Annotated in this window: 17 protein-coding genes; 8 read left to right on the forward strand and 9 right to left on the reverse strand. The window is 37.5% G+C overall.

Features of this window, described 5'->3' with window-relative positions:
• Positions 1–138 precede the first annotated feature (138 nt).
• The gene (locus K350_RS0119650) at positions 139–1,491 is read left to right on the forward strand and encodes a sigma-54-dependent transcriptional regulator (RefSeq protein ID WP_028981347.1); all 1,353 of its coding nucleotides are present in this window, start codon (positions 139–141) and stop codon (positions 1,489–1,491) included.
• Here the strand turns inward: K350_RS0119650 and K350_RS0119655 are convergent.
• The 3 genes from K350_RS0119655 to K350_RS0119665 all read right to left on the reverse strand — a co-directional run bounded on the left by K350_RS0119655 (position 1,488) and on the right by K350_RS0119665 (position 4,803).
• Positions 1,488–4,082 (reverse strand): ATP-binding protein, encoded by a 2,595-nt coding sequence (locus K350_RS0119655; RefSeq protein ID WP_028981348.1) that lies wholly within the window; start codon positions 4,080–4,082, stop codon positions 1,488–1,490. The genes K350_RS0119650 and K350_RS0119655 overlap by 4 nt on opposite strands.
• A 121-nt stretch (positions 4,083–4,203) precedes the next feature.
• Complete coding sequence (locus tag K350_RS32435; RefSeq protein WP_156027106.1) at positions 4,204–4,362, reverse strand: hypothetical protein; 159 nt, start codon at positions 4,360–4,362, stop codon at positions 4,204–4,206.
• 252 nt (positions 4,363–4,614) lie between these two features.
• Positions 4,615–4,803, reverse strand: a complete 189-nt coding sequence (locus K350_RS0119665; RefSeq protein ID WP_028981349.1) for a hypothetical protein — start codon at positions 4,801–4,803, stop codon at positions 4,615–4,617.
• A 251-nt stretch (positions 4,804–5,054) separates the two neighbouring features.
• On the opposite strand from K350_RS0119665, the gene K350_RS0119670 reads away from it, so the two are divergent.
• A complete protein-coding gene (locus tag K350_RS0119670; RefSeq protein ID WP_028981350.1) occupies positions 5,055–5,351 on the forward strand; it encodes a hypothetical protein in 297 nt (98 codons plus the stop codon).
• Positions 5,352–5,482: 131 nt separating this feature from the next.
• Here the strand turns inward: K350_RS0119670 and K350_RS0119675 are convergent, their stop codons facing one another.
• Positions 5,483–5,914, reverse strand: coding sequence for an RrF2 family transcriptional regulator (locus tag K350_RS0119675; RefSeq protein WP_028981351.1), 432 nt, complete (start codon positions 5,912–5,914; stop codon positions 5,483–5,485).
• Positions 5,915–6,317: 403 nt separating this feature from the next.
• Here K350_RS0119675 and def point away from each other — a divergent pair, with 403 nt between their 5' ends.
• Genes def through K350_RS0119690 form a run of 3 tightly spaced genes read left to right on the forward strand, consistent with a single transcriptional unit; the run spans position 6,318 to position 8,786 of the window.
• Positions 6,318–6,866 carry a peptide deformylase gene (def, locus tag K350_RS0119680; protein ID WP_028981352.1) on the forward strand — a complete coding sequence of 183 codons (549 nt, stop codon included), beginning with the start codon at positions 6,318–6,320 and terminating at the stop codon, positions 6,864–6,866.
• 1 nt (position 6,867) lies between these two features.
• Positions 6,868–8,019: a methionine aminotransferase gene (locus K350_RS0119685; protein WP_028981353.1), complete on the forward strand. Its 1,152-nt coding sequence runs from the start codon at positions 6,868–6,870 to the stop codon at positions 8,017–8,019.
• Positions 8,007–8,786 carry an amidohydrolase gene (locus K350_RS0119690; RefSeq protein WP_028981354.1) on the forward strand — a complete coding sequence of 260 codons (780 nt, stop codon included), beginning with the start codon at positions 8,007–8,009 and terminating at the stop codon, positions 8,784–8,786. Before K350_RS0119685 ends, K350_RS0119690 begins: the two co-directional genes overlap by 13 nt.
• On the opposite strand, the gene K350_RS0119695 is transcribed toward K350_RS0119690, so the two are convergent.
• Positions 8,750–9,166 (reverse strand): hypothetical protein, encoded by a 417-nt coding sequence (locus tag K350_RS0119695; protein WP_028981355.1) that lies wholly within the window; start codon positions 9,164–9,166, stop codon positions 8,750–8,752. The two genes, K350_RS0119690 and K350_RS0119695, sit on opposite strands and share 37 nt — an antisense overlap.
• Positions 9,167–9,237: 71 nt before the next feature.
• Here K350_RS0119695 and K350_RS0119700 point away from each other — a divergent pair, with 71 nt between their 5' ends.
• Entirely contained in the window at positions 9,238–10,521 is a 1,284-nt protein-coding gene (locus tag K350_RS0119700; RefSeq protein WP_028981356.1) for a UDP-N-acetylmuramoyl-tripeptide--D-alanyl-D-alanine ligase, read from the forward strand.
• Positions 10,522–10,617: 96 nt separating this feature from the next.
• Here K350_RS0119700 and pruA read toward each other — a convergent pair whose 3' ends face one another.
• The 4 genes from pruA to K350_RS0119720 form a co-directional block, all read right to left on the reverse strand.
• Positions 10,618–12,249 carry an L-glutamate gamma-semialdehyde dehydrogenase gene (gene pruA, locus K350_RS0119705; RefSeq protein ID WP_051313386.1) on the reverse strand — a complete coding sequence of 544 codons (1,632 nt, stop codon included), beginning with the start codon at positions 12,247–12,249 and terminating at the stop codon, positions 10,618–10,620.
• 11 nt (positions 12,250–12,260) lie between these two features.
• The gene (locus K350_RS0119710; protein ID WP_028981358.1) at positions 12,261–12,956 is read right to left on the reverse strand and encodes a YjjG family noncanonical pyrimidine nucleotidase; all 696 of its coding nucleotides are present in this window, start codon (positions 12,954–12,956) and stop codon (positions 12,261–12,263) included.
• A gap of 7 nt (positions 12,957–12,963) precedes the next feature.
• Positions 12,964–13,269: a (2Fe-2S) ferredoxin domain-containing protein gene (locus tag K350_RS0119715; RefSeq protein WP_028981359.1), complete on the reverse strand. Its 306-nt coding sequence runs from the start codon at positions 13,267–13,269 to the stop codon at positions 12,964–12,966.
• 85 nt (positions 13,270–13,354) lie between these two features.
• On the reverse strand, positions 13,355–13,756 hold the full coding sequence (locus K350_RS0119720) for a metalloregulator ArsR/SmtB family transcription factor (protein WP_081671079.1): 402 nt from the start codon (positions 13,754–13,756) through the stop codon (positions 13,355–13,357).
• 163 nt (positions 13,757–13,919) lie between these two features.
• Between K350_RS0119720 and K350_RS31500 the strand changes: the two genes are divergently transcribed.
• Positions 13,920–15,797 carry an ATP-binding protein gene (locus tag K350_RS31500; RefSeq protein WP_051313388.1) on the forward strand — a complete coding sequence of 626 codons (1,878 nt, stop codon included), beginning with the start codon at positions 13,920–13,922 and terminating at the stop codon, positions 15,795–15,797.
• A 134-nt stretch (positions 15,798–15,931) separates the two neighbouring features.
• Positions 15,932–25,567, forward strand: coding sequence for a T9SS type B sorting domain-containing protein (locus tag K350_RS0119730; protein ID WP_156027107.1), 9,636 nt, complete (start codon positions 15,932–15,934; stop codon positions 25,565–25,567).
• Positions 25,568–25,576 lie beyond the last annotated feature (9 nt).

The raw sequence follows: 25,576 nt of genomic DNA on the forward strand, positions 1-25,576 counted from the left end.
ATATAAAAAGCCTTATCGTATCTTATATCAGCAAGTTAAGAAATTTTGATTTAAAGTGCTAAGCTAATAGTGCATTAACCTTTTCTGAATTTGATATTTTTTTTTAAATTTAAAGATCATTAAAGACTAATAATTGGTTTGAAACACATACTAGTTATAGATGACGATCCTGTATTCCGCATAATGCTGGAAACATTTCTTACCAAGAATAATTTCTTAGTTACTTCTGTGGGGACTTCTTCTGATGCCCTTAGAACTATAAAAAAAACACTTTTTTCCCTTTGTCTGGTAGACCTCAGATTACCCGATATCAATGGTCTCGAGCTTCTTAAAGAAATAAAAAATCTGACTCCGGACCTGCCTTTAATTTTAATGACAAGTTTTGTAGATGTCAGAACTGCAGTAAAAGCTATAAAGTCGGGTGCTTATGAGTATATCACAAAACCTGTTAATACAGATGAACTGATTGTTGCCATTCAATCAGCTTTAAAATCAGAAAATAAAGTTTCCAAGGAACCATCAACCGAAGAAGATACTTCATTTTACCATTATGGGAAAAGTAAGTCCTCTCTTGAAACATTAAAAGCAATAGAACTTGTTGCTCCTACAAATCTTTCAGTACTAATTAATGGAGAAAGCGGGACGGGAAAAGAATTTGCTGCTAGGCTAATTCATGCAAGGAGCAAGCGAAGTAAAAAGCCTTTTGTAGCAATTGATTGCGGAGTTTTGTCTGCGGAACTTGGGCCGAGCGAATTGTTTGGTCATGTAAAAGGTGCATTTACAGGTGCAGGATTTGATAAAACAGGTCATTTTGAACTAGCAGATGGAGGATCAATTTTCCTGGATGAAATTGGTAATTTATCAATGGAAGTTCAGGTAATGTTGCTACGGGTTATTCAGGAAAGACAAATAAGAAGAGTAGGGGCAGGAAAGAGCCAGGAAATAGATGTGCGAATCATAGCTGCAACTAACGATAACCTTAAAGATTCGGTTGCCAAAGGCTTGTTTCGTGAGGACCTTTATCACAGATTAAATGAATTCTCAGTTTCAGTCCCTTCCCTTAGAGAACGCAAAGAAGATATTGAAGGCTTTATTCTCAAATTTATGAAGGATGCCAATAAAGAATTGGGAAAATCTATTGAGGGCTTTTCAAAGGAAGCAATGGATATAATGGTAAAATACTCATGGCCTGGTAACTTAAGAGAGTTAAAAAATGTAGTAAAGAAAACTGTTTTGATGACAGACTCTGCCGGCCAATCAGTCATTTCTCCTGAAATTATTCCTTATGAATTAAGAGTGTCAAATGGTTCAGCAGGTGAGCACACCTTTGGAGGATACGATCTGAAAGCTGCAAGTTTAAAACAGGAAAGGGAATACATTCTCAGTGTTCTGGAAAAAGTTAAATATAATAAATCCAGTGCTGCCAGAATATTAAATATAGACAGAAAGACACTCTATAATAAACTTAAACTTTTTAATATAGATATTTAAGATTGGGTTATTTTTGCTTTTTCTCTGAGTAGATTATCTATCTGTATTTTCCCTTTATAATTAATTTTATTAACCATTTCCTCTACCAAAACTTCATCCGGGCGCTCTTTTAGTTCAAGGTAGTTTTCAAGTTCTTTCAAAAGCTCTGTAAGTTCCTGATTTTTCAAGTGGCCAAAGCCAGGAATCATTTTGTGAGCAGCAAATTTTATTTTCCCCCAATCTTTATCTTTTGAGTATCCTTCAAGATTTTCTATTTGTGAAGAGGCCGATTGAATGAAGGTATCTATCATTACAGAAAGGGCTTGTATGTCTCCGTCAGAAAACTTAATAAAATCCTCAAGAATGTTTTCCTGATTGGTTGTTAATTCCTCTTCTTTAGATAAAATGTTTTCCTTATCTGAGTGCGGAACAAACTGATAAATTGCCTCAGCCAGCTCATCCTCTTTGAATGGTTTAAGAACAACTGCATCAAAACTGCTTTGGGCTTTCTGAAGTGCATCCTTTACTACATTGGCAGTGGTGGCAATAACAGGAATTTTTTTGAGGTCTTTATGATTCTTTAATTTTTTGACAAGATCAAAACCGCTCATACCAGGCATATGCACATCTGTAATGATGATGTCAAATGGTTCCTGCAGCGCTGCGGAGAAGGCTTCTTCCCCATTGGACACAAGTTTGGCTTTCATATTCCATTTTGAAATAATGGTATGAAAGAGCAATAAGTTAAACTCATCATCTTCAGCAATCAGTATCTTCAGATCCTTAAAGCTACCAAAGGCAGTAAACTTTGGCTTTGTAACCTGGATGTACTCTTCTGCGGAAATTTCATAATCAATAAAGAAATGAAATTCGGACCCTGAACCCAGCACGCTTTTAACTCTTATTTCTCCTCCCTGCATTTCCACTAATTTTTTGCAAATAGCAAGTCCCAAGCCCGATCCTCCGAATTTCCTCGTAATGCTTGAATCGCCTTGATTAAATGATTCAAAGATTGAATGTATCTTGTCAGGAGATATTCCAATACCGGTATCAGTAACAACTATGCTTACTCTGCACTTATTATTTTCCAGTGCCAAAGCTGAGCAATGAAGCTGAACCTTGCCTTCTTCTGTAAACTTAAGTGCATTGCTTACCAGATTGTAAATTATTTGTTTCAATCTTAACGGATCACCATTGAGAAATGGGTAGTTGATATTTTCATCATTAAAGGAAAATAAAAGCTCTTTCTCTGCAGCTTTTAAGAAGAAAGAATCATAAACGTTTTCAATGATATCTTTTAGATTGAAAACCGTTTTTTCAAACTCTATCTTCCCAGATTCTATTCTTGAAATATCAAGTATATCATTCACCAGCAACAAAAGGTGCGAAGTGGAATTGTTGATTGCTTGCAGAAAATATTTCTGTCTGTTAAGTAAGTTAGTTTGTGAAAGCTGTTCTGTAAAACCCAGAATAGAGTTCAGAGGTGTTCTGATTTCATGGCTCATGGTTGCAAGGAAAAGTTCTTTTGTCCGGGCAAGATCTTCTGCCTGTGTTTTTGCATCCATAAGTTGATTCTTGTGAAAATTACTTCTTTTAACATCACCCATAATCATTAAGCTGAAAATCAAGATGGAGGCTATTCCTATGATGCCCAATGAAAATATCTTTATCAAAGATTCTTTTACTACTCCTTTTGCCTTGGTAATATTTGCGTCAGTCCTTTTCTGCTCTTTGTTTTTTAGGTTTATGATGATTTCACGAATTTTTTCTATGAGGAGATTGTCATTTTCAATAATTTCTGATTCATTTTGAGCAAGTAGTTGCTGAGATTTTAAATCTTCATTTTTGAGGTGAGAAATTATTTGTACTACTGTCTCTTTTTTTTGAAGCGCAGGCTCCTTTTCATTTTTTATAGTATCTATAATAGTATTGGTTTCTCGAAATACAGTAGGAGTTTGTGCGATTACAGGAAGCGTATCTTCTTTTACTTTTCTTCGGAAAATTTTTTTTACAGAATTCAATAAAGATTTTTTACCGGCATCATTCTCTTTTAATTCCAGATCCTTTTCTGCTGAATCTTCAGTTGGTGCCGCCTGCTGAATGATTTTAGTAGTAACTATTTTCTTTGTAACTATATATTGAGGACTGTCAGGATTAGCATATAGTTTACGAAGAAGACTGGCTGGTATGCTGGCTTCAGGTTTTTTTTCAAAAAGCTTTATTAATTTCTGATGATGCTTCTTTTTCTCTTCCCATAAAAAAGTCATGTTGTTAAGATCCGCCTCTTCTACACTTAGAGCTTGACTGAGGTTTTTTAGAGAGTCCAGATCATTTTCAACTTCTTTACAATAATTGGAATAGTGATCAAGATAAGTACTGTCTTTTGTTACAGAGTAAGCTCTGATATTGTTTTCTATACCGGAAAGGTCCGCCAGAATATCATTAAGCTTTATGATCTTAGTGTCAGGCTTTGATAAAAAGTTAAGAGAATATGTAAGGTCTTTAAAAGACTGAAATACGGTGATTCCTGCAATTAACGCTACTATAACTGCGGATCCGAATCCTAAAAGAATTTTAGTGCGAATGGATGATTTGAATTTTTTGGCATCCATAGTAAATGAAGATTAGTCAAGTTTAAAGTTACTTAATTTTTTCTTCTGTTGTGTCTGATAAAAAATAAAGCCATCGCTTAGGATGGCCTTATTCAATCATAATTAAAGGGGACTAAAAAAATTATCTTTGAGCCTTCACCATTTCTGGTCTGACTTTAACTTCTTTGGGTTCAATATGGGACTTTAAAATAATCTGCTGTACCTTATAGCGCTCTTTCATTTGAATTCTTCTCATTAACGTCCCAAATGAAAAGGCTGCAACTACACTTGATCCCAGCATTTATATTTATTTTAATGGCCTTGCTATACTACTTATAGAAAAAACGTGCCACAAATGTATGTTGCTATTATTCAGTTGTTTGTATTTCTAATCAAATTTTAATGTGTGGAAAAAAGCTACAATCTGTGGAGTTTGAATACAGTTTGGTAAAGTTTGTGGAAAGTATTCATTCAAAAGAACTAATTTTTAATAAAAAAATAAAGTCATCCGTGGATGACTTCATTTAATCAAAATTAAGGGGGACTTAAAAAACTATTTTTTAGATTTTGTAGAGTCACTTACTTCTGGATTGCTTGCTACAGGCTTAGCTTTTTGTGCTTTCTTAGTTGTATCAGTTAAAATTCCAGATTGTCCTTTAAGACTTACACTATTCTGAGCTTTGCTTAAAAATACAACACCAGAGAATGCAACAACGAAAGCAACGGCAGTTAACTTTTTCATAATAATTATAGGTTTTAAGGTAATAAATAAATTAATAACAGTCTGATATTAGAAAAATATGCCAACTTTATATGATGTTGTTAATGAGGTGTTTGTATTTTTGCCTGACTTGAAAATTCGTTGAAAAACACCCCAACATGAGGATTTGGGAAACGTCGAACTAACAAAATTTATTTAATGTTTTGGGAGAGAGAAAACAAAGGGACCTACACTCAGACCTTACATAATGGAACTAAAAAAATCAGTCTTCTATGGAATTATTTCACGATAATATTCAGCATAAATTTGTCCTAACCCACGATGGAAAAGAGTTTTCAACCAGCTATAGGATGCTGGGGCATAAATTCTGGGATTTTTATTACACCACAATACCGAATGCCGAAATTGATGAATCAGGGAAAGAGATTCTCCTGAATTATGTACTCGATTTTGTCAAAGCAAATCATATTAAGATAAGGGCAACCTGTCTCTCTGTTCAAGAGTTTTTGGTCAATCATAAATACCTTAAAGAGGTTTTATATCACCCATATAATTTAAACCATGCATAAAAATATAGGGAAGAGTAATATGTGAATTGCGGCTTTCCTTCCATATAGATTGCAATTGCATTAAAATAGAAATAAAAAAGGCAGTCTGAAATTCAGGCTGCCTCTTCTTAGTTTAAAGAAATAAAGAATATTTAAGCTTTTAAACTGTCTTCTCTTTGGATAATGTCTTGTAAGGTACTTTCTTTTAAAATTTTTAAAGTGTTATCCCTTACTTCTCTGATAATATCTCTGAATCCACATAAAGTTTCATCAACACACTCATCACATCTTTCGTAATATTTAATGCTGACACAAGGAAGGAGTGCAATGGCTCCGTCAAACAAACGGATAATATTGGCAAGATCTACTTCTTCTGGCTTTTTTATCAAATAATAGCCACCACCTTTTCCTTTTTTGCTATTTAAAATGCCAGCATTTTTGAGCTCTAAAAGTATAGCCTCCAGAAATTTCTGAGGAATACGTTCAGTTTTGGAAATGTCACTAATAAGAATTGGTCCTTTCTGGAACTCTTTTGCTAGTTTGGTGAGGGCCTTGATAGCGTACCTTGTCTTTTTGGATAGCATTATCTATAAACTCTATATGCTTTATTATAATTCAAAAATGCAAAAAAAACTTATGATTGTTCAGGTCGGCTGTCGATTTTTTTGAACTATATATCTATTAAAAAAGGAAAATAAGGGAACTATTCTGAATTTCTTCAGATTTATTATTTAATTTGAAGGTTGAATCTTGCTATTTTCCAAACAAAATTTGAAGATTCAAGTTTACTTTAATCGCAAGGTCCCCAGGTAAAAAAGTAGCTAAAGCAGGCAGTCTTCTCCCGACTGCCTGCTTTGTTTTTTGGATAGGATACCATTAAACCAATAATTGAGAATTTTTAAATTTTATAAATTGTTGTTTTCTAAAAAGAATTTCCAAGGGAATTCTATGGTGGATTGGTTATATTTGTTTTTGCATTAATAATTTATGATATACCCTATAGTAGCTTACGGTGACCCGGTATTGAAGAAGCGGGCTGTTGATTTTGAAAAAGGAACTGATTTGAAGCAATTAGTTGCTGATATGTTTGAGACTATGTACAACGCTAATGGAGTTGGGTTGGCTGGTCCGCAAATTGGGCTTAATCAAAGAATATTTGTAGTTGACGGAAGTCCGATGGAAGAAGGGTTGGATGATTTCAAAAAAGCTTTTATAAATCCAGAAATTATAGAGGAAACCGGTGAAGATTGGCCATATGATGAGGGCTGCCTGAGTATTCCAGGGGTCAGGTCTGAGGTCTTCAGACCATTTCAGTTAACTATCCGCTATTTTGATGAAAACTGGGTGGAGCGTGAAGAAACTTACGAGGGCATCAGGGCTAGAATAATCCAACATGAATATGATCACATAGAAGGTGTTCTGTTTGTTGATCATCTTTCTTCTATTAAAAAGAGACTCATGAAAAATAAACTTACTAATATTAGTAAGGGGATTGTGGATGTTTCCTATAAAATGAAGTTTCCAGTTAAAAAATAACATGATTACAAAAAGTACGGGATCCAAGCTGCCTGACATCGGTACGACAATCTTTACGATTATGTCACAGATGGCCAGAGATTATAATGCTATTAATCTTGCACAGGGTTTTCCGGATTTTAAATGTTCAAACGACCTGGTCGACTTGGTTACCTTTTATATGAAAAAAGGCTTTAATCAGTATGCTCCAATGACCGGTGTTCAGGTTTTAAGAGAAAAAATAGCTGTTAAGTCAAAAGAGTTGTATGGAGCTTCAGTTGATCCTGATAAAGAAGTCACTCTTACCTGTGGTGCCACAGAGGCTTGTTATACCGCTATTACATCGATCGTAAAACCAGGTGATGAAGTAATCATTTTTGAACCAGCGTTTGATTGTTATATCCCTGCCATCCAGCTTTCCGGTGGCAAGCCTGTATTTATTGAATTGCAATATCCTGACTATAAAATAGACTGGGATCTGGTAAGAAAAAAGATCACTGAAAAAACCTCTCTGATTATAATAAATTCCCCCCACAATCCTACGGGGGCAATAATATCAAAACAAGATATTGACGCTTTAACCGAGCTCGTCAGAGATACAGATATCACTATACTAAGCGATGAGGTATATGAGCATATCATATTTGACAGAGCTGAGCATCATAGCTTTTTGAAATATCCTGAGTTGAGAGAAAGAAGCTTTGTGATCAGTTCTTTTGGTAAGACTTATCACACCACCGGTTGGAGAATGGGATATTGTATCGCCCCAGAGCATCTTTCAACTGAATTCAGAAAAGTCCATCAGTACAATACGTTCAGTGTACCTACTCCCATGCAGTATGCCCTTGCTGATTTCCTGGAGAAAAAAGAAGAGTATCTTGGATTGCCTGATTTTTATCAAAGAAAGAGAGATTTGTTTCTGAATCTTATGAGTAGGTCCAGGTTTAAAGGAATACCATCTTCAGGAACATATTTTCAATTGATGAATTTCGGAGATATTGCCAATGAGTCTGATGTTGATTTCGCTGCAAGGCTCACAAGAGAATCAGGAGTTGCCTGCATACCGATTTCCGTTTTTTATCACACCAAAAAAGATGACAGCATTATAAGGTTTTGCTTTGCTAAAGAAGATGAAACCCTTGAAAACGCCGCGAGAAAGCTATGCAGGATCTGAAGATAACTCTGGTTCAAACACCTCTTTTCTGGAAAAATAGTGGGGCTAACCTTGCCATGCTTGAAGAGAAGCTCTGGCAGATGAAAGAGCAATCTGATCTTATTATCCTTCCGGAAATGTTTACTACAGGTTTTTCGATGGATGCGGCTGAACTTGCCGAACCCATGAACCTGACTGCTTTTAAATGGATGAAGCAGATGGCTGCGCAAAAGAAAGCTGTCATTACTGGAAGTGTTATAATCAAGGAGGGGGATAAATTTCATAATCGTCTGATTTGGATGGAGCCAGACGGAAGTTTTGATGCATATGACAAAAGGCATCTCTTCAGAATGGCTGGTGAAGACAAGGTGTACACGGCTGGAATTAAAAAACTCATTAAAGAAATAAAAGGCTGGAAAATTTGTCCTTTAGTCTGTTATGATCTTAGATTTCCAGTATTTAGCAGAAACCGTCAAAATGAATATGATCTTCTGATATATGTAGCAAACTGGCCTGCTGCAAGAAATGTAGCATGGAAAACTCTTTTAAGGGCAAGGGCTATCGAAAATATATCTTATGTGGCTGGAGTAAACAGGATAGGGACTGATGGAAAAGATTTGGAGTATTCAGGAGATAGTGCAGTGATTGGTCCTGTTGGTGAATATATTGAAGAGCTTAATGATCGTGAAGAGCTTAAAACAATAACATTAAGCGCAGAGCATTTAAATGCATTCCGGCAAAAATTCCCTGCTCATCTGGATGCCGATTCATTTGAGCTTGAGCTTTGAATGAAAGCAATTAAGTCCTGAACATTTGGATTCTTAATTTTAGCAAATGATTTTAAAGAAGCCAGCATTTTTTCAACGATCGCATGTTCTCCAATTAAAATTGCAGTCAGATATTCTTTTGATCTCAGTAATGTTTCGCAGAAGGGAATAATTCCCTTAGAGACATTGTCCAAAGCCTCTATGATAACCAATGTATTTTTATTCTCTTTCTTATTTTCTTCCAGAATTTTCGAAAAGTACCCGTAAAGAACAGCATCACTGTAATTGTCAAAATCAAAAAAAGTTGCAGAGGGAAATTGCTCTTTAAGGCTGGTTAGTAATGTATTTCCATATTGAAAATCCTGACCAGAAGAAATTGAAAAGAAAATGATTGTATTCATGGTTAATTTGAAAACAAAGTAATTTTAAATACCGTTTTTGCCTAACTTGCCCTTTAAGTTTGTTAGAAGATATGGAAATAAATCAAATTTATCAGAAATATAAAGAAACACGTTCAGTTTCTACAGATACAAGAAAGATTGAAAAGGACTGCATGTTTTTTGCCCTGAAAGGTCCTAATTTTAATGGTAATACTTTTGCTGAAGAAGCCTTGAAACAAGGTGCAAAATATGCAGTAATTGATGAAGCTCAGTTCAAAAAGGATGATAGATTTATCCTTGTAGAAGATGTATTGGCAGCATTGCAGCAGCTGGCAAATTTTCACAGAAAGCAACTTGCCATACCAATCGTTGCGATAACCGGATCGAATGGGAAAACGACAACTAAAGAGCTTGTCAATGCAGTGCTTGCAAAAAAGTATAAAACCTATGCAACAAGAGGCAACCTTAACAATCACATAGGAATCCCTCTGACACTTCTGGCAATGGATGAAACCATAGAATTGGGCATTGTTGAAATGGGGGCAAATCATCAGAAAGAAATTGAAGGGTATTGCAAGATTGCGGAGCCTGATTTTGGTTTGATCACCAATATCGGAAAGGCTCACTTGGAAGGGTTCGGAGGCGAGGAAGGCGTTAAGAAGGGGAAAGGAGAGTTGTACGACTATTTGCTGGGTTCGGGAAAAAATATATTCCTGAACACGAATGATGAGATATTGAAAAGCATTTCAAAGTTTTCAGCTCCTGTAACTTATCCAAATAAAGGTAATTTTTATGAATGCTCATTTATAGACGCTTCACCTTTTATCCGATTCAAAACGGAGGATGGAACAGTTGTAAATACACAACTTTTAGGTGCTTATAACTTCCCTAACATTGCTGGGGCGCTTTGTATAGGTAAGTATTTCAAGGTTCCTGCCGAATCCGCCAATGAGGCTATTGCCTCCTATAATCCTGAAAACAATCGTTCACAGGTAATCAAAAAGGAAGATCTTACGCTTATATTGGATGCCTACAATGCTAATCCTTCAAGTATGAAGGCAGCTATAGAAAACTTTGCGGCCATGTCTACTGCCAATAAGAAGGTTATGGTATTGGGAGATATGTTTGAACTAGGAGAGCAAAGTGAAGGGGAGCATAGAAACCTTGGTAAGCTAATAGGGGCCCTTCAATTTGACTCTGTATTCCTTTGCGGAAAGATGATGAAGTATGCTTCTGAAGAATTGAAGTCAGCAAAATATTTTTCTGAAAAAGCTGAACTGGAGAAGTTTGTAGAAGGAAATAAACTAAAGGATTCTACTATACTTATCAAAGGGTCAAGAGGTATGGGGCTTGAAACATTAGTCAGACTCATTTGAGTCTGACTAATTTCTTGTATCAATTATTGCAGACTGCAAAGTTTAAGCCCACTTTAAATTGATCTTTAAATCTATACCTTATGATTATAGCATGCCTTATTTCTCTTCCATAAAAGGATACCTGTAATCTGTCGGTGGATTAAAATTTTCCTTTATCACTCTCGGGGAAACCCATCTTACAAGATTCAGCATAGAACCAGCTTTGTCGTTGGTACCAGAAGCCCTTGCGCCTCCAAAGGGCTGTTGGTTTACTACAGCTCCTGTTGGTTTGTCATTAATGTAAAAATTACCCGCAGCATTATAAAGCACTTTTTTCGCAAGGTTAATTGCATTATTGTCTTCAGCAAACACCGCCCCTGTAAGGGCATAGGGAGATGTTGTATTAGCGGTTCCCAGTATAGCCTCAAACTTGCTGCCTTCATAAAGATAAATAGTAAGCACAGGTCCGAAGATCTCTTCACACATGGTTACATATTTTGGGTTTTTCGCGAGGATTACCGTTGGCTGTATAAAATATCCTTTCGACTTGTCGAACGTTCCGCCAAAGAGAACTTCCGCTTCCTCACTCTTCTTTGCCTTTGTTATATATGAAGTAATTTTGTCAAAAGCCTTTTCATCAATCACTGCATTGATAAGATTGGTGAAGTCTTCAACAGGTCCTGTCTTTATTTCTGCCAGGTCTTTTGCCATAAGATCTTTTACCTCTGGCCAAAGTTCCGCCGGAATATATGCTCTGGATGCTGCAGAACATTTTTGCCCCTGGTATTCAAATGCTCCTCTTACAAGTGCTGTAGATAGCGCCTTTATATTGCAGGAAGAATGTGCGATTACAAAATCCTTTCCACCGGTTTCACCAACTATTCTAGGGTAAGATTTATATCTTCCGATATTTTCTCCTATTGTTTTCCATATAGTCTGAAATACCTTTGTACTGCCTGTAAAATGAATACCTCCGAAATCAGGATGTGAAAATATTACTTCTCCTGCTACGGGACCATCTACAAAGATCATGTTAATGACCCCATCAGGAAGACCGGCTTCCCTGAAGATTTCCATAAGGATATTTGCAGAATATATTTGAGTAAAGGCAGGTTTCCACACTACAGTATTTCCCATCAGAGCTGGTGCTGCTGGAAGGTTTCCGGCTATTGCTGTAAAGTTGAAAGGCGTAAGCGCGAATACAAAACCCTCTAGTGGTCTGTATTCAATATGATTTTTTACACCCTCAGGAGAAAAAGGCTGGACCTTATAAATATCCTGCATGAACGTTACATTAAATCGCAAAAAGTCAATCATTTCGCAGGCAGAATCAATCTCTGCCTGATAGACATTTTTGGATTGGCCCAACATGGTAGCCGCATTTAGCTTTGCCCTATATGGACCGGAGACTAAGTCCGCAGCTTTCAGGAATATCTGAGCACGATCTTCCGGAGATTTCATTGCCCAGCTTTCCTTTGCTGTCATGGCAGATTTTATAGCCTTGTTGACATGATCACTTGATCCCTCATAAAAATAACCAAGCGTATGTTGGTGATCATGCGGAGGCGTAATTTTCTTCTTAGTGTCGGTTTTAAAAGCCTTGCCTCCGATGATCATCGGTATATCCAATACCTTGGACCTTGCATCTTTTATTGCCTCTATTAATCGTGCTCGTTCCGGAGAGCCGGGCTCATAGTCACAGGTACTTTCATTAATAGCAATGTAGTTTTCAAGATCAAAGGTTTCCATAGTATAAGGTTTTATAAAACTTTATAAAGTTCGCTCAGGCAGGTAATTTCGTTTTCAGGTACAAAAGAATTGCTTCTTTGCTTGGGATTAAACCAAATATAAGGCATCCCTGCATTCATTGCACCTGTTATATCAGCATCCCAATCGTCACCGATCATGATGCTGTCGCTATTGGTTGCACTGGTTACTTTAAATGCATAATCAAATATCTTCACGTCAGGTTTTTTAAATCCGCAGATTTCTGAATTAATGACAATCGGGAAATATTTGCTAAGCCCGGAGGTTTCCAGCTTTATGTGCTGCGTCTCCTTGAAACCGTTGGTGATGATATGTAGCTGATATTTATTTTTAAGATATTCAAGTACTTCAAGGGCAAATGGAAAAACATTTCCCTTGGCTGGACAAATGGAAAGAAACTGTTCATTGATTTTTTCAGGGACAAATTTCTCCGAAAGTCCTAATTTGTTAAAGGTCAGAATAAATCTTTTATCCCTGATGATCTCCTTGGTTATAGTGCCAGCATTGTAGTCTTTCCAGAGAGATTCATTGATCTCCGTATAGACTTCAAAGAAATCATTACAGGAGAAGGAGTTGAATGAATGCATTTGATGCAGCTCATACAACTCCCTTAATGTTTCAAAACAATTTTTATCGAAATCCCATAGGGTGTGGTCCAGATCGAAAAAAATGTGTTTCAGGTGATTCATAATGTATTTAGAAGTTTAGCTTAAGGCGCTCAACAGGTCTGTCGTTTACGATATGCTCGTCAAATATTTCTTTAACATCTTCAGGCTGAACGTTGCCATAAAATATACCTTCAGGGTAGACCACAACTGCAGGACCGAAAGCGCAAACGTCAAAACATCCGGCTCTTTGAGCTCTTACTTCAGAGTTGAGTTTGTTGTCCTTTACAAGTTTTTTGAACTCTTCAACCAGTTCCATACCACGTTTTTCGCCGCAGCATTTTTTTCCTTCTTCTTTCTGGTTAGTACAAATAAATATATGTTTTTTATATTTCATCCTGGTATAATCCTGTTTTTGGGGTTGTTTTTTAGAAATTTATTTTTCGTGGAAGATAATCAATAAAATAAATAAAATTTGTCTTCTAAAGTTCAGGCAGGTGATATATTTTTAGCTTGTTGTGTAATTTCCTGACTGCAAGTTCGTTGTTGGAGTACAGCGTTCTGTATTCCTCCTGATCTTTAAGTAATAATGGGTCTTTTTCAAGGAAAGTAAATAACTGAGCAATTATTTCATAATATGTTTCATTGATGAAATAATATGCCCACTGGTCTACCTTCTTGTATCTCAGCACTCCGGAATTCTTAAGGGTGCTTAATTGACGGCTGGTCTTGGTCTGAGTAAAATCAAGAATGAGTTCCAGATCTGAAATGCACATTTCTTTATTCCTGAATATGAGGTTCATGATCCGGATTCTGGATTCGTCGCTGAAGGCTTTGAAAATTTCAGCGCCGATTTTGAGATCAAAATGTTTAAGACGAATCATAAATTTTAAAATACAAATTTAAATAAAAGCACGCTAATTGAGTACAACGATGATCTTTTCGATTAAATATAAAAAGTTGACTAGCAGAAATTTATTTTTTGATGTATCTAGCATTTAGAAATTACGTAAAGAGGTAAAGAAAGAGAAGACCCTGAAATTTAAGATGAGAAAGATTGTTTTGATAGCTTTTCTGATTTCACTTATAGGCAGTATAGGATATGCATATGCCTTGCCCGTGGATTCAGTGAAAGTTGTTGTGATTGATGAGAAGGATAAACCTGTTTCAGCTGCTAAGATCTCCATCGAAGGGAGCAAATTTTTTTTAACTAACAAATCAGGACTATTCAAATTCAGACCTGCTAAGGAGCTTGAGATGCCTATTAAGGTTGTTCTTGACAAAGCAGGCTTTGTAATCGACGAATATATTTTTTACGAAGAAGACAAAGAAATTGAAATAAGAGTCAAGAAGAATGAATATTTCCTTAAGGAGTTAATCATAAAGCTTTTAAATGATTCCGGCTCTGTTATGGCCAATCACATACTTGAGTATGCAGGAGAGGAATATCATACAGATAAAAAGGGAATTGCCCGAATTCCTAAAAAGAGGTTTGTCCCTGAAGATTTCATGGTTGACGGTTATAATCTTGATAAAATCAACTTTGCGGAAAAGGAGCAGACTTATGTATTGACTCTGATGCCTGAAGTAGTTGAATTACCAAAGCCTGCTCTGACAGACAATACTAAAGATACCATGAGTATGGAAAGCATTCTGGCTCTTACCCAGGAGCAGCTAGATTCCATGATTTTTGATCAGTATAAAGAGGAGTTTGAAAAGATATCTGCTGAAATAGTTGAAGAGCGGAGAAGATTGGTTGAAAGCAATTCCAAAATCAGAGATGAGATTGACCATATCACCAATAAGCTTAGAAACGAAAAAAACCTGACGGATGAACAAAGAGGGGAATTACAGAAATATGTAAGTAAGCTTGAAAGGTCACTTATTGAAAACTCTCTTGCATACAACAAGGCAGAAGAAAAGACTATGTCTTTTATAGAACGTCTTAAGTTTATCATCATGCAGAAGGATTCTATCAATTACATCGCGATAAGGAAACTTCAGGCAGCAGAAAGACAAAGAATACAGGCAGAGAAGAAGGTTAAAAGAACGATTATAATTTCCAGTATCATTGCGGTTGCTTTACTATTGCTTGCGGTGGTATTCTATTCTATTGCCAGAAAGATGAGAAGGCAGAAAAAGCAACTTGAATTATCTAACGGTGAGTTAGGTGATATTAAAGATACGCTGTCTGAGAAATTAATAGAAAGTGATAAGCAGAAAGCAATGATAGAGGAGCAGAATCAGCAGCTTGACATGTTTGTATACAAAGCTTCTCATGATATTAAAGGTCCGCTGAAATCACTTCTTGGGCTTTCCAAACTTGGACTTACAAGTGTGAAAGATGAAAATTCGCTTGAGCTATTTACCCACATCCATAAGAGTATTACCAAACTAGACAAGCTGGTTTCTGATTTATTATTCCTTTCAAAAGCTAAGAAAGTTGAAATTAATAACTCAAAAATTAATGTAAGCGGATTAGTGCAGGAGGTAGTGAACAGCTATAAAAACATAGAGGGATATGGAAATGTAAATATTGATATTGAAATTCCTGAAACAATTGATTTCACTTCAGATTATAATCTGTTTTATTCTGTAGTTCAGAATTTTGTTGAGAATGCGATCAAATATGCTGATAACAGCAAAGGTGATAAATATCTTAAAATAAGCGCCAGCTCAGATGATGAAAAGACGGAGTTCAGGTTTGAAGATAATGGGATGGGGATTGAGCCGGAGCATTTGCCTAAGATATTTGATATGTTTTATAAAATAAGCGAAAACTCTGCAGGTTCAGGTCTTGGCTTATATATAGTCAAATACAATGTTGAAAGACTTGGCGGTATTATAAAAGTAGAAAGCGAATTGAATAAGGGGTCTGTTTTCGTACTTGAGTTTAAAAAAACTGCCGAATTGGTTCTAAATTAAAAATCAGGTCCGGAAACTGAAGATAGGGGGCTTCTTCTGCTATTCCATGAACTGATAAAAAATCGTTAAGATCTGTACTGACTAAGCTTAGTACAGATCTTCATTATTTTCATATAAAGACATATTTTAACTGATTGAAAAATAATCATACAAGCATGAAAGCTTTGGTATGTGCTAAAATATCGAGGTCAGTAGGTCTGGCATTTCTAATTTTCTTTTTTCTTGTTACCAATGCAAGAGGAGCGAACTTTTATTCTGTTTCCGCAGGTGCATGGGAAACTCCTTCAAATTGGGTGACCGATGCTTGTGGGGGATCTGCCACTGCATCAGGAATTCCGCAAGCTAGCGATAATGTTTTTATCTGCTCTGCAGTTATACTCAGTTCCACAGTTACTGTAAATGATCTTACAATAAATGCAAGTGGAAATCTGAGTTTTGCAGCTTCAACTATCAGCAATCTAACAGTATCTGGAAATCTGACTGTGAATTCCGGGGGAACTTTCCAGGCTGTAGCAGGGACCATAACTCATACGCTTAATCTGGCAGGATCATTTACCAATAATGGATCAGTTGATTTCTGGAAAAGTACTACAAGTAATGTCTCTCTGATTTTTAATGGCGGTGGCAATACCGTTGTCTCCGGTAGCGGGACATGGAATCTATTTGCTGTTACAATGAATAAATCCGCAAGGCTTTCGGTCTTTGAAGTACAGGCACCAGCATTTTTTACAAACTTCAATTCCGGAGTCTGGACCCTCACTCAGGGAACATATTTTCATAATTGTAACAGGACATTTAATATGGCCTCTGCTACTCCAGACTTTACAATCAATACCAATACGATTGTTAAAGTAGCGAATGGTACTTTGAATATTGCGGCCGCCGGGAATCATCTTTTGCTTCAGGGGGGGCTTGAAATTACAGGGGGGACAGTTAATGTCGGGAGGACAAATGGAACTTCTCCAAATAGTTTAAGATACAGTCAGTCTGGAGGAAATATTCCTTATATAAAAATTACAGGAGGCCTTTTAAATTCCTATCAGGGTATCAATTCTTTTGATGATGGGGCTGCCGCTAACTATCCTTTTTCTTTTGATATGAGCGGAGCGACTAGTACAGTTACTTTAAATACCGGTGCTGCTCAGCCCAGCAGAGAATCATTCAAGGTTACAGATGTTGCAGGTAGTATATTTAAAATGACTGAAGGCTTAATCACTTTTTCAAGACGTAATGGAGGGGCCAGGTCTGATTTTGCAGTATGCGGGACTAATGGAACTGTTACTTCATCAGGAGGAACAGTACAATTTGGTACATCCGTATCTGTCGCTGAAGTTTATACTTTTACACCATTTGCGAATAATACACTTCCAAATTTTAGCGTTTCAGGGCCAGCAAATCAAAATGTAATTTTGAGACCTTCTAGTGCCGGAAATTTCAGACTTCTCAGCTTATATATTGATGCGGGTAAAACTTTTGATGTAAGTTCTACTGGCGATGTAAACGATGGTCGTACCATGACTTTGACAGGCAGCAATCTTAGTGGTTATGCTTTTTTTGATAATAACAATGAAGCAGCAGATCATTTTCTTTATAGGCAAGGAACGGTTGTTGTAACAAGTAGCGCAACAATAAGAACCAATGCGGCTGCTGCGGATCTATCTATTCGAAGATTTTACAGTTTGAGTTTTGCATTCCCTAACCAAAATATTAAAATAGACAATGATTTTGGGGTTAACTGGGTTTTGACATTTAATGGAGGGGTACTTGATGCTTCTAACAGAAATATTTATTTGTATCACAGTGCTCCATTGTCTATTACAGCAGGAAGCACAATCACTCTTTCAAATTTAGTTTTTAATCGTGGCAGTGCTCAGGACTTGCCCGGGTATGATTATAACTGTACTATCTTAGCACTGGCAAATGGAACACAGATAAAGCAAAAAGGCAAAGTATCTTGCCTTAACTTGAAGATTACCGGAAACATGGTTTCAGGAGTTTCATATACAAATGTAGACAATGATGATAGTCTTCATGTAAGAGGAGATATTGATATTGGTTGTTCTGGTTGCAGTAATTCTACAGCATCATCCACAGACTTTTTTTCTGCAATAATAACAGTCGATGGAAATTTTAATCTGAATACAAATGGCTATGTTAACACACAGGCACCGATTATTAGAGTTGGAGGAGACTGGAATAACACTAGTACAAATGGCACTGCTTTTAGCGAAAACCTGAGTACTGTTATTTTTATTGGCAGTGGAAAAAATCAGATAAAATGCACTGCAACCGGGGGAGAAATATTTTACAATTTGGCTATTAACAAAAACGGTAAAGATTCTTTAGTTTCTGTAGTTAGTGTTTCTAATTCACTTGCATTTACCAATGGGAAATTTATTTCCTCAGCTACAAATTTAATGATAATCAGGTCGGGAGCCACTGTTTCTGGAGCTTCACATGCTAGTCACGTTAATGGTCCTGTCCAAAAAAACGGATCGGGAACATTTGATTTTCCTATTGGTGATGGAACCTATTACAGACCTATGGGCATTACAACTGGAGGAAGTGGAGATATTTTTATTGCGCAATATTTCAATCAGGGAGCTAAGCAACCTGACTATAATTTTGCAAGTAAAGGACCAGGAGTTCAAGAAGTAAGCAACTGCGAATATTGGAATTTGAAAAGAGAGGCTGGTTCAAGTCAACCCAGGGTAAGGTTATCATATGGTGCTGGAAAATGTGAGTTATTATCTGAATATACCACATATAAAGTTACCTATTGGAGCTCTTCCCAATGGATAGACCTGGGAAGAGGAGGAGCATTGACAAGTGGAAATGCAACAAGTGGATTTGTCGAAAGTACTGGCCAGGTGAGTTCCTTCGGTATTTTTACTTTGCAATCCTGTCTCAAACCTATCGTAGCTAAAAGCGGGGCTACAAACTTCTGTCTTGGGAAATCTGTTACCCTTACGTCAAATGTTGCAACAACATATATCTGGGCGCCAGGTGGTCAGACAACGAATGCAATCACTGTTTCAACTGCCGGAACCTATACTGTAACTACTACAACAGCTACCGGTTGCACTGCGACTTCCGAACCAATCACTGTTACCGTAAATTCATTACCTGCCCAACCAACCACTACGACAGTTTCTCCAAGTCCGATATGTGACTCTGCAGTTGTTACATTGACCGCTTCAGGTCCATCAGGTATTAGTGATTACAGGTGGTATAATGATAATGTAACTGCAACATCCTTTGCAGGTGGACCTTCTTATACAACACCTTCTAAAATTAAAGCCAACAGAACATTTTATGTTACTTCATACGATGGCAATGGATGTGAAAGCACTCCAAGAACAGCTGTGAATGTTAATATTACTGCATCTCCTCCTGTTCCGACTTCAGCGGATGCATTTATATGTGATCCGGGAGAAATTATATTGACTGCCGGTGGTTCTGCCGGTGGGTATATATGGTATGACGTCGATCAGGCAGGTACCCCTGTTTATTATGGTTCCAATTTTGTTATTCCTAATCTTACCGCTACTAAAATTTATTATGTTGCAGCTTCTGCTGCAGGTTGCGAGAGTGGAAGATTTAAGGTAACTGCAAGTCTCCATACACGACCTACAAGTCCAGTCGGAATTCCGGATTCGACATGCGGAAGTGGATCTGTTACATTAAAGGCTACTGGCTCATCATCTGGATACAAATGGTATAATCCACCAGGAACAGGGCCAGTTATAGGTACTGGAGCTTCTTTTTCTACAGGTGTTTTAACTTCAACTACAATCTATTATGTAAGCGCCATGAGCTTTGAGGGGTGCGAAAGTGGAAGCAAGACACCTGTTCAGGCAATAGTGAAAAAGATTCCTGCTTTACCTTTAGCTGCTAACGGAACACATTGCGGACCAGGAGTAGTGAATCTTTCAGTATCAGGAGTAACAGGAAGTTATAAGTGGTTTAAAGACAATACAGATCAGATAGTACTTTCAAATTTAGCTACATATGCTCCGAGCATAAGTTCAACAACGACCTATTATGTTTCTTCGGATTCTTTAAGTTGTTCAAGTAGCAGAATACCTGTAGTTGCAACTATATTAACCCAACCGGCATTGCCAACCGGAAGTGATGTGTCGAGGTGCGGCCCTGGAAGAGTTAAGCTTGAAGCTTCAGCTTCAACGACCTCATTTAATTGGTATCTTGATTCAACAAGTACTTTGGTTCAGGGAACTCTACCAATTTATAATACCGATTCGATTTTAACCAATACTAAATATTATGTCTCATCTGTAAGCACAGATGGCTGCGAAAGTAATGGAAGAACAAAGATTAACGCTATTATAAATCTGCTTCCTTCTTCACCATCTGTAAAAGATGGTTATAACTGTGGTCCGGGAACAGTCGACCTTGAAGCCTATGGATCTGCAAATGAATTTATCTGGTATTCAGAAGCTATAAATGGAGACTCCTTATATACTGGTGATAAGTATAAAACAAAGTCACTGACTAGTACTACTGATTTTTATGTCCTTGCCAAAAGTAGTCTTGGCTGCTTTAGTACAGACAAAACCAAAGTGACGGCAACGATTAAAGCAATTCCGGATGAACCGACTCCTGTTGATAGCTCAAGATGTGGTCCGGGAGACGTCGTTCTTTCTGCAAAAGGATCATCGGAAAATAAATATAAATGGTATACATCTGAAATAGGAGGTTCTGCACTGGACAGCCTGGAAATATTCACGGCAAAAAATCTATCCAACAGCCAGACTTATTATGTAGCCTCTCAGGAAGATGGCTGCCAGAGTAATAGAGTTGATGTAGTTGCAACTATCTTTTCAAAACCTTCTTTACCTTCTGTAATTGACGGATCAAGATGTGGACCGGGAAGTGTACAACTCTCCGCAGCTTTGCCTAATTCCACATTCAAATGGTATCTTGACTCTACAAGTACTGTTGTTCAAGGATTTCTACCAACATATAATACCGATTCGATTGTAACGAATACTAAATATTATGTGTCATCTGTAAGCACAGAAGGCTGTGAAAGTGATGGAAGAACTAAGATTAATGCCATCATAAACCAAGTCCCGTCTTCTCCAATTGTAAAGGACGGTTCTAATTGTGGACCAGGAACGGTCGACCTTGAAGCTTCCGGAGGGGCAAACGAATTTATTTGGTATTCAAAAGATGTAAATGGCGATTCTTTGTTTACCGGGACTATATATAAAACTCAGTCCTTGACTACCACCACTCATTTTTATGTCCTTGCAAAAAGTAATCTTGGTTGCTACAGCGAAGAAAAAACAGTGGTTACCGCAACAATTAAAACAATTCCGGGGGAACCAACTCCCATTGATGGTTCTAGGTGCGGTCCGGGAGACGTTGTTCTATCTGCTACAGGATCATCTGAGAATAAATATAAATGGTACTCAGGTTTAAGTGGAGGGGCTCCCCTCGACAGTTTGGGAAGCTATACAACAGAAAGCCTCAATGGGAATAAGACATATTATGTAGCATCTCAGGAAAACGGATGCCAGAGCAATAGAGTAGGAGTATTGGCTACCATCAATCCTATACCAGCGAAACCTATTGCAGTGGGTGATTCCAGCTGTGGAAAAGGGGATTTAGATCTTTTGGCTTCCGGAGCTTCCGATTATTACTGGTATTCTGATGCATTATCAGCGACAAAGCTTGATTCCGGAGCAACTTTTACAGCACATGATATTAGTACTACTCAATATTATTTTGTTAGTGCTGTCAGCGATAAGGGATGTGAAAGCAGTGACCGGACTCAGGTTCAGGCTTTGATTCTGGATTTTCCTGTGCAACCAACCGCTAAAGATACAGCCCTTTGTGGTGAGGGGGAGGTGAAGCTCAAAGCATCAGCTTCTTCAGGAACTTTTAAATGGTATGATACTGGAAATCATGAAATAGGAAATCGGCAGGAATTGCCGACAGGAATTATTGAGTCAGATTCTATATTCTATGTTTCATCTATTGTACATGGTTGTGAAAGTATTAAGAAACCTGTATTTGTTACGATAAACCCGCTTCCATCAATTCCGACAGTGAAGGATACAAGTATTTGTGGGGTACAAAGTATAACGCTTACCGCTTCAGGAAGTCCGGATACTTATCGTTGGTATAATCAGGAAGACGATGATAGTTCAATGGCAGTGAATAAGGGAGATAAATTTTTATCTTCTATATCTTCAACGGTTTCATATTATGTTTCTTCCATTAGTAGTCAGAAATGTGAAAGTCAGGATAGAGCAAAATTAACAGTTTCTTTTACCAAGAATCCGGAAGCACCTGTTTCAGTTCCTAATTACATCTGCGGTTCCGGTAATATTGACCTTTCAGTAACAGGACTTTCCCAAAATTATTTATGGTATTCCAGCAAAGACTCTTTGCTAGGTAGTTCTGCAACCTATAAGGCATATGTAAAATCCGACTCTACATTTTATGTGGTTGCAGATAGTGCTGGGTGTAAAAGCTCCAAAACGATAGTAGAGGCATTTATTAAGCCTTTACCTCCAGCTCCGACAGTTAAAGATACGGCGACATGTGTTGCTGGCAGCATGACACTCTCAGCTTTCGGATCTCCGGAATCATACAAATGGTATGATAGTCTGAATGTTTTGTTAGGAGAAAGTCAATCTATTGCAATTAATAACATTTCCAGAACTACCACATTTTATGTGGAATCAAGCCTTAACGGATGTGAAAGTGAAACTAAAACTCCACTTATTGTCACGTTAAATGACATTCCTCCGGCTCCGAAGGCAAATGTTACTCCTGTCTGTGGAGGGGGAAAGGTAGCTTTGTCTGCCTCAGGCTCTGCTGGAAATTATTTTTGGTACGAGACTGAAACAAGTACATTGGAACTTAAAAATAGTCCTGATTATCTCACAGATTCTTTATCTGCTTCCAAACTCTTTTATGTATTGGCAGAAAAGGATAATTGCAAAAGTGAACGTGTACCTGTTACGGCATTGGTAAATCCTTTACCAGATGAACCATCAGTTGCAGGTGATACAATTTGTGAAAGTGAAACCACTCTAATACTAAAGGCCAGCGGTAATTTCGAGAACTTTATTTGGTATTCAACTTTGGTTGGCAACGACTCTATTGGATCAGGCAATTCTTTAACTGTAAATTTAAGTTCTACTTACACCTACTATGTAGCTTCTCTGGATAACAATGGATGTAAAAGTACCAGAACTCCTGTATTGGCACTTGTAAATCCTAGTCCTTTAAAACCTAATGCTATAGGAAGCAAAAGATGTGGACCAGGTCCTGTAACCCTTACAGCCTCAGGTTTTGATGAGTATAAATGGTATGAAGCAGAAAATGGAAGTCCTTTTGCAACTCACAATGATACGTTAGAAGTGAACACTGTAACGGAAACCAGATCTTACTATGTATCTTCTGTTGCACAGGGATGTGAAAGTCAGGAAAAAACGAAGGTAGATGTGCATATCAATCCTATACCATCAAATCCTGAAGGAGTAGAGAGCTCGGTATGTAAACAGGGTAGTGTTCTTCTTTCAGCTAAAAATTCTCCTGATAAATATTACTGGTATACTGGAGATTCAAATACTGAAATTCCTGTTGATACAACCCTTGCAGATTATCAGACCCCATTCATAACTGCTACTACAAAATTTTATGTGAGCTCTGTGGATACTCTTGGTTGTGAAAGTGCTAAAACGGAAGTAACAGCATATGTTAAGCCCTTGCCAGAAGCTCCGGTAACAGTTTCAGATTCTGCATGCGTTAATACGAGGGCGATGATTTTAAAAGCGGATGGTATTGCAGAAAACTTTAAGTGGTATACATCAGATACGAGTTCAGTATCGATCAATGAAGGTAAGGCGTTTAACATTAGTAATTTGCCAGTTACCACTTCTTACTATGTTTCTTCTGAAACGGAAGGATGTTCTAGTTCATCCAGAACTATTGTTACTGCCATAGTAAAATCGTTACCTGACAAACCGGTTACTATAAATGATACGATTTGTGGAGGAGGTAATGTTGAATTAAGGGCAATTGCTTCAGGAGCAGACTCATTCATTTGGTATAATGGAGAAGCACAAGTTGCAGATGAGCATAATGATACCTTAAAAATTAACATAACAAAGAATTCTGTATTCGCAGTAGCTTCCTATTTTAATGGATGTGAAAGTTCTGAGAAAACAGAGGTCTTGGCTATTGTGAAACCATTCCCCCAGCTTCCTGTTCCAGATCATGGATTCAGCTGTGGTCCTGGAAGAGTGACGCTCAATGCTTCTGCTAATGTAGGAAAACTTCTATGGTACAAAGGAAGTGAAGGAGGGCTAAGCACTGGTTCAGGAGAAGTAATGGTGACTTCTTATCTTGAAAATGATACTACTTATTATGTTACATCAGAGGCTCAGGGTTGCGAAAACACCACCAGAGTTGCGGTGAATGCGGTTATAAAACCCAAGCCTGAGCTTCCAATAACAGAAGACCAAAAAATTTGCGGGAGCCAAACAGTAACACTTGCAGCTTCCGGAGCTCCTGCAGATGGAGAATATTTGTGGTTCGTTCCAGATTCTAGTGAAGTCAAATATTCCGGTGCTGAATATCAAATCAATGCTATTGCCACTACGACTATGTATGTGGCTGTTGGTCTGGACGGATGTAAAAGTGAAAAGGTGCCTGTAACAGTGAGAGTTGATACCATTCCAACTATCCCTTTTACTGCAGATGTATCAAGGTGTGGAGCAGGTGAGGTAAAACTACAGGCGTCGGGTTCCACGGGGCAATTTAACTGGTATGAAACTAATAGTCAGGAAATAATTAGCACAGGTAAGGAGTTTGATTTAGGTAATCTGATTGCGAGTACTTCCTATTTCGTTTCTTCTTTTGATGAAAATTGTGAAAGTCCTAAGGTTGAAGTCAAAGCCATAGTTAACCCGGCTAGTGTAGCAGGTACACTGGAATCACCGGCCACACTAGTTTGTAATGGAGCAAATTCCGGCACTATTACAGCAGTTGGAGTTGAAGGAACTGTTAAATCGTGGCTGGTTTCAGGAAATAATTTTTTAACAGCATCTGCAAAAAATTCTGGAGAAAAGGAATTGGAGTATAACAACATTTCAACTCCTACAGGATATAAAATAATTGTGCAAAATGGTAGTTGTCCTGCAGATACTTCCGATGCGTTTATATTATCTGTTGATAATTCTCCAATGACAGTTGGTGGTACCTTGTTATTGGAAGACAGCACCGCTTCAGGAGGTGTGCTTAAGCTTGAAGATTATACGGGGGATATAGTACGCTGGGAGTCAAGCGGTGATGGAATTACATATGCACCAATGGTAAGCACAGATTCTTTGTACAAATTTTCAATAAGGTCAATTGATAATTTTTATAGAGCAGTTGTGAAATCCGGAACTTGTCCTGAGAGAACTTCAGAGGCATATTACCTTGGAGAGTTTTTGAAGATGAAGATATACACTTCCTTTTCCCCTAATGGAGATGGTATCAATGACACCTGGTATATTGACGGTATAGAGGCATACCCGGATAACAAGGTAAATATTTTCAATCGTTGGGGTAATCTTGTTTATGAAGCAAATGGATATGATAATAACATTAAAGTCTGGAAAGGTACAGCAAATACAGGTATGCTGATTGGAAATGATAACACATTACCAGATGGCACCTATTTCTATAATCTGGATTGGGGAAAAGGCAAGAAGCCTTCAACAGGATATGTCGTTATAAAAAGATAAAGAGCTAAG

Source organism: Sporocytophaga myxococcoides DSM 11118 (assembly GCF_000426725.1).
Lineage (GTDB): Bacteria > Bacteroidota > Bacteroidia > Cytophagales > Cytophagaceae > Sporocytophaga > Sporocytophaga myxococcoides.

Bases quoted from the DNA above. Each gene is read 5' to 3' on its own strand.
- K350_RS32435 (WP_156027106.1), bottom strand. From the start codon at position 4,362: ATGCTGGGATCAAGTGTAGTTGCAGCCTTTTCATTTGGGACGTTAATG.
- K350_RS0119715 (WP_028981359.1), bottom strand. From the start codon at position 13,269: ATGAAATATAAAAAACATATATTTATTTGTACTAACCAGAAAGAAGAA.
- K350_RS31500 (WP_051313388.1), top strand. From the start codon at position 13,920: ATGAGAAAGATTGTTTTGATAGCTTTTCTGATTTCACTTATAGGCAGT.
- K350_RS0119685 (WP_028981353.1), top strand. From the start codon at position 6,868: ATGATTACAAAAAGTACGGGATCCAAGCTGCCTGACATCGGTACGACA.
- K350_RS0119720 (WP_081671079.1), bottom strand. From the start codon at position 13,756: ATGATTCGTCTTAAACATTTTGATCTCAAAATCGGCGCTGAAATTTTC.
- pruA (WP_051313386.1), bottom strand. From the start codon at position 12,249: ATGGAAACCTTTGATCTTGAAAACTACATTGCTATTAATGAAAGTACC.
- K350_RS0119675 (WP_028981351.1), bottom strand. From the start codon at position 5,914: ATGCTATCCAAAAAGACAAGGTACGCTATCAAGGCCCTCACCAAACTA.
- K350_RS0119665 (WP_028981349.1), bottom strand. From the start codon at position 4,803: ATGAAAAAGTTAACTGCCGTTGCTTTCGTTGTTGCATTCTCTGGTGTT.
- K350_RS0119695 (WP_028981355.1), bottom strand. From the start codon at position 9,166: ATGAATACAATCATTTTCTTTTCAATTTCTTCTGGTCAGGATTTTCAA.
- K350_RS0119700 (WP_028981356.1), top strand. From the start codon at position 9,238: ATGGAAATAAATCAAATTTATCAGAAATATAAAGAAACACGTTCAGTT.
- def (WP_028981352.1), top strand. From the start codon at position 6,318: ATGATATACCCTATAGTAGCTTACGGTGACCCGGTATTGAAGAAGCGG.
- K350_RS0119690 (WP_028981354.1), top strand. From the start codon at position 8,007: ATGCAGGATCTGAAGATAACTCTGGTTCAAACACCTCTTTTCTGGAAA.
- K350_RS0119710 (WP_028981358.1), bottom strand. From the start codon at position 12,956: ATGAATCACCTGAAACACATTTTTTTCGATCTGGACCACACCCTATGG.
- K350_RS0119655 (WP_028981348.1), bottom strand. From the start codon at position 4,082: ATGGATGCCAAAAAATTCAAATCATCCATTCGCACTAAAATTCTTTTA.
- K350_RS0119670 (WP_028981350.1), top strand. From the start codon at position 5,055: ATGGAATTATTTCACGATAATATTCAGCATAAATTTGTCCTAACCCAC.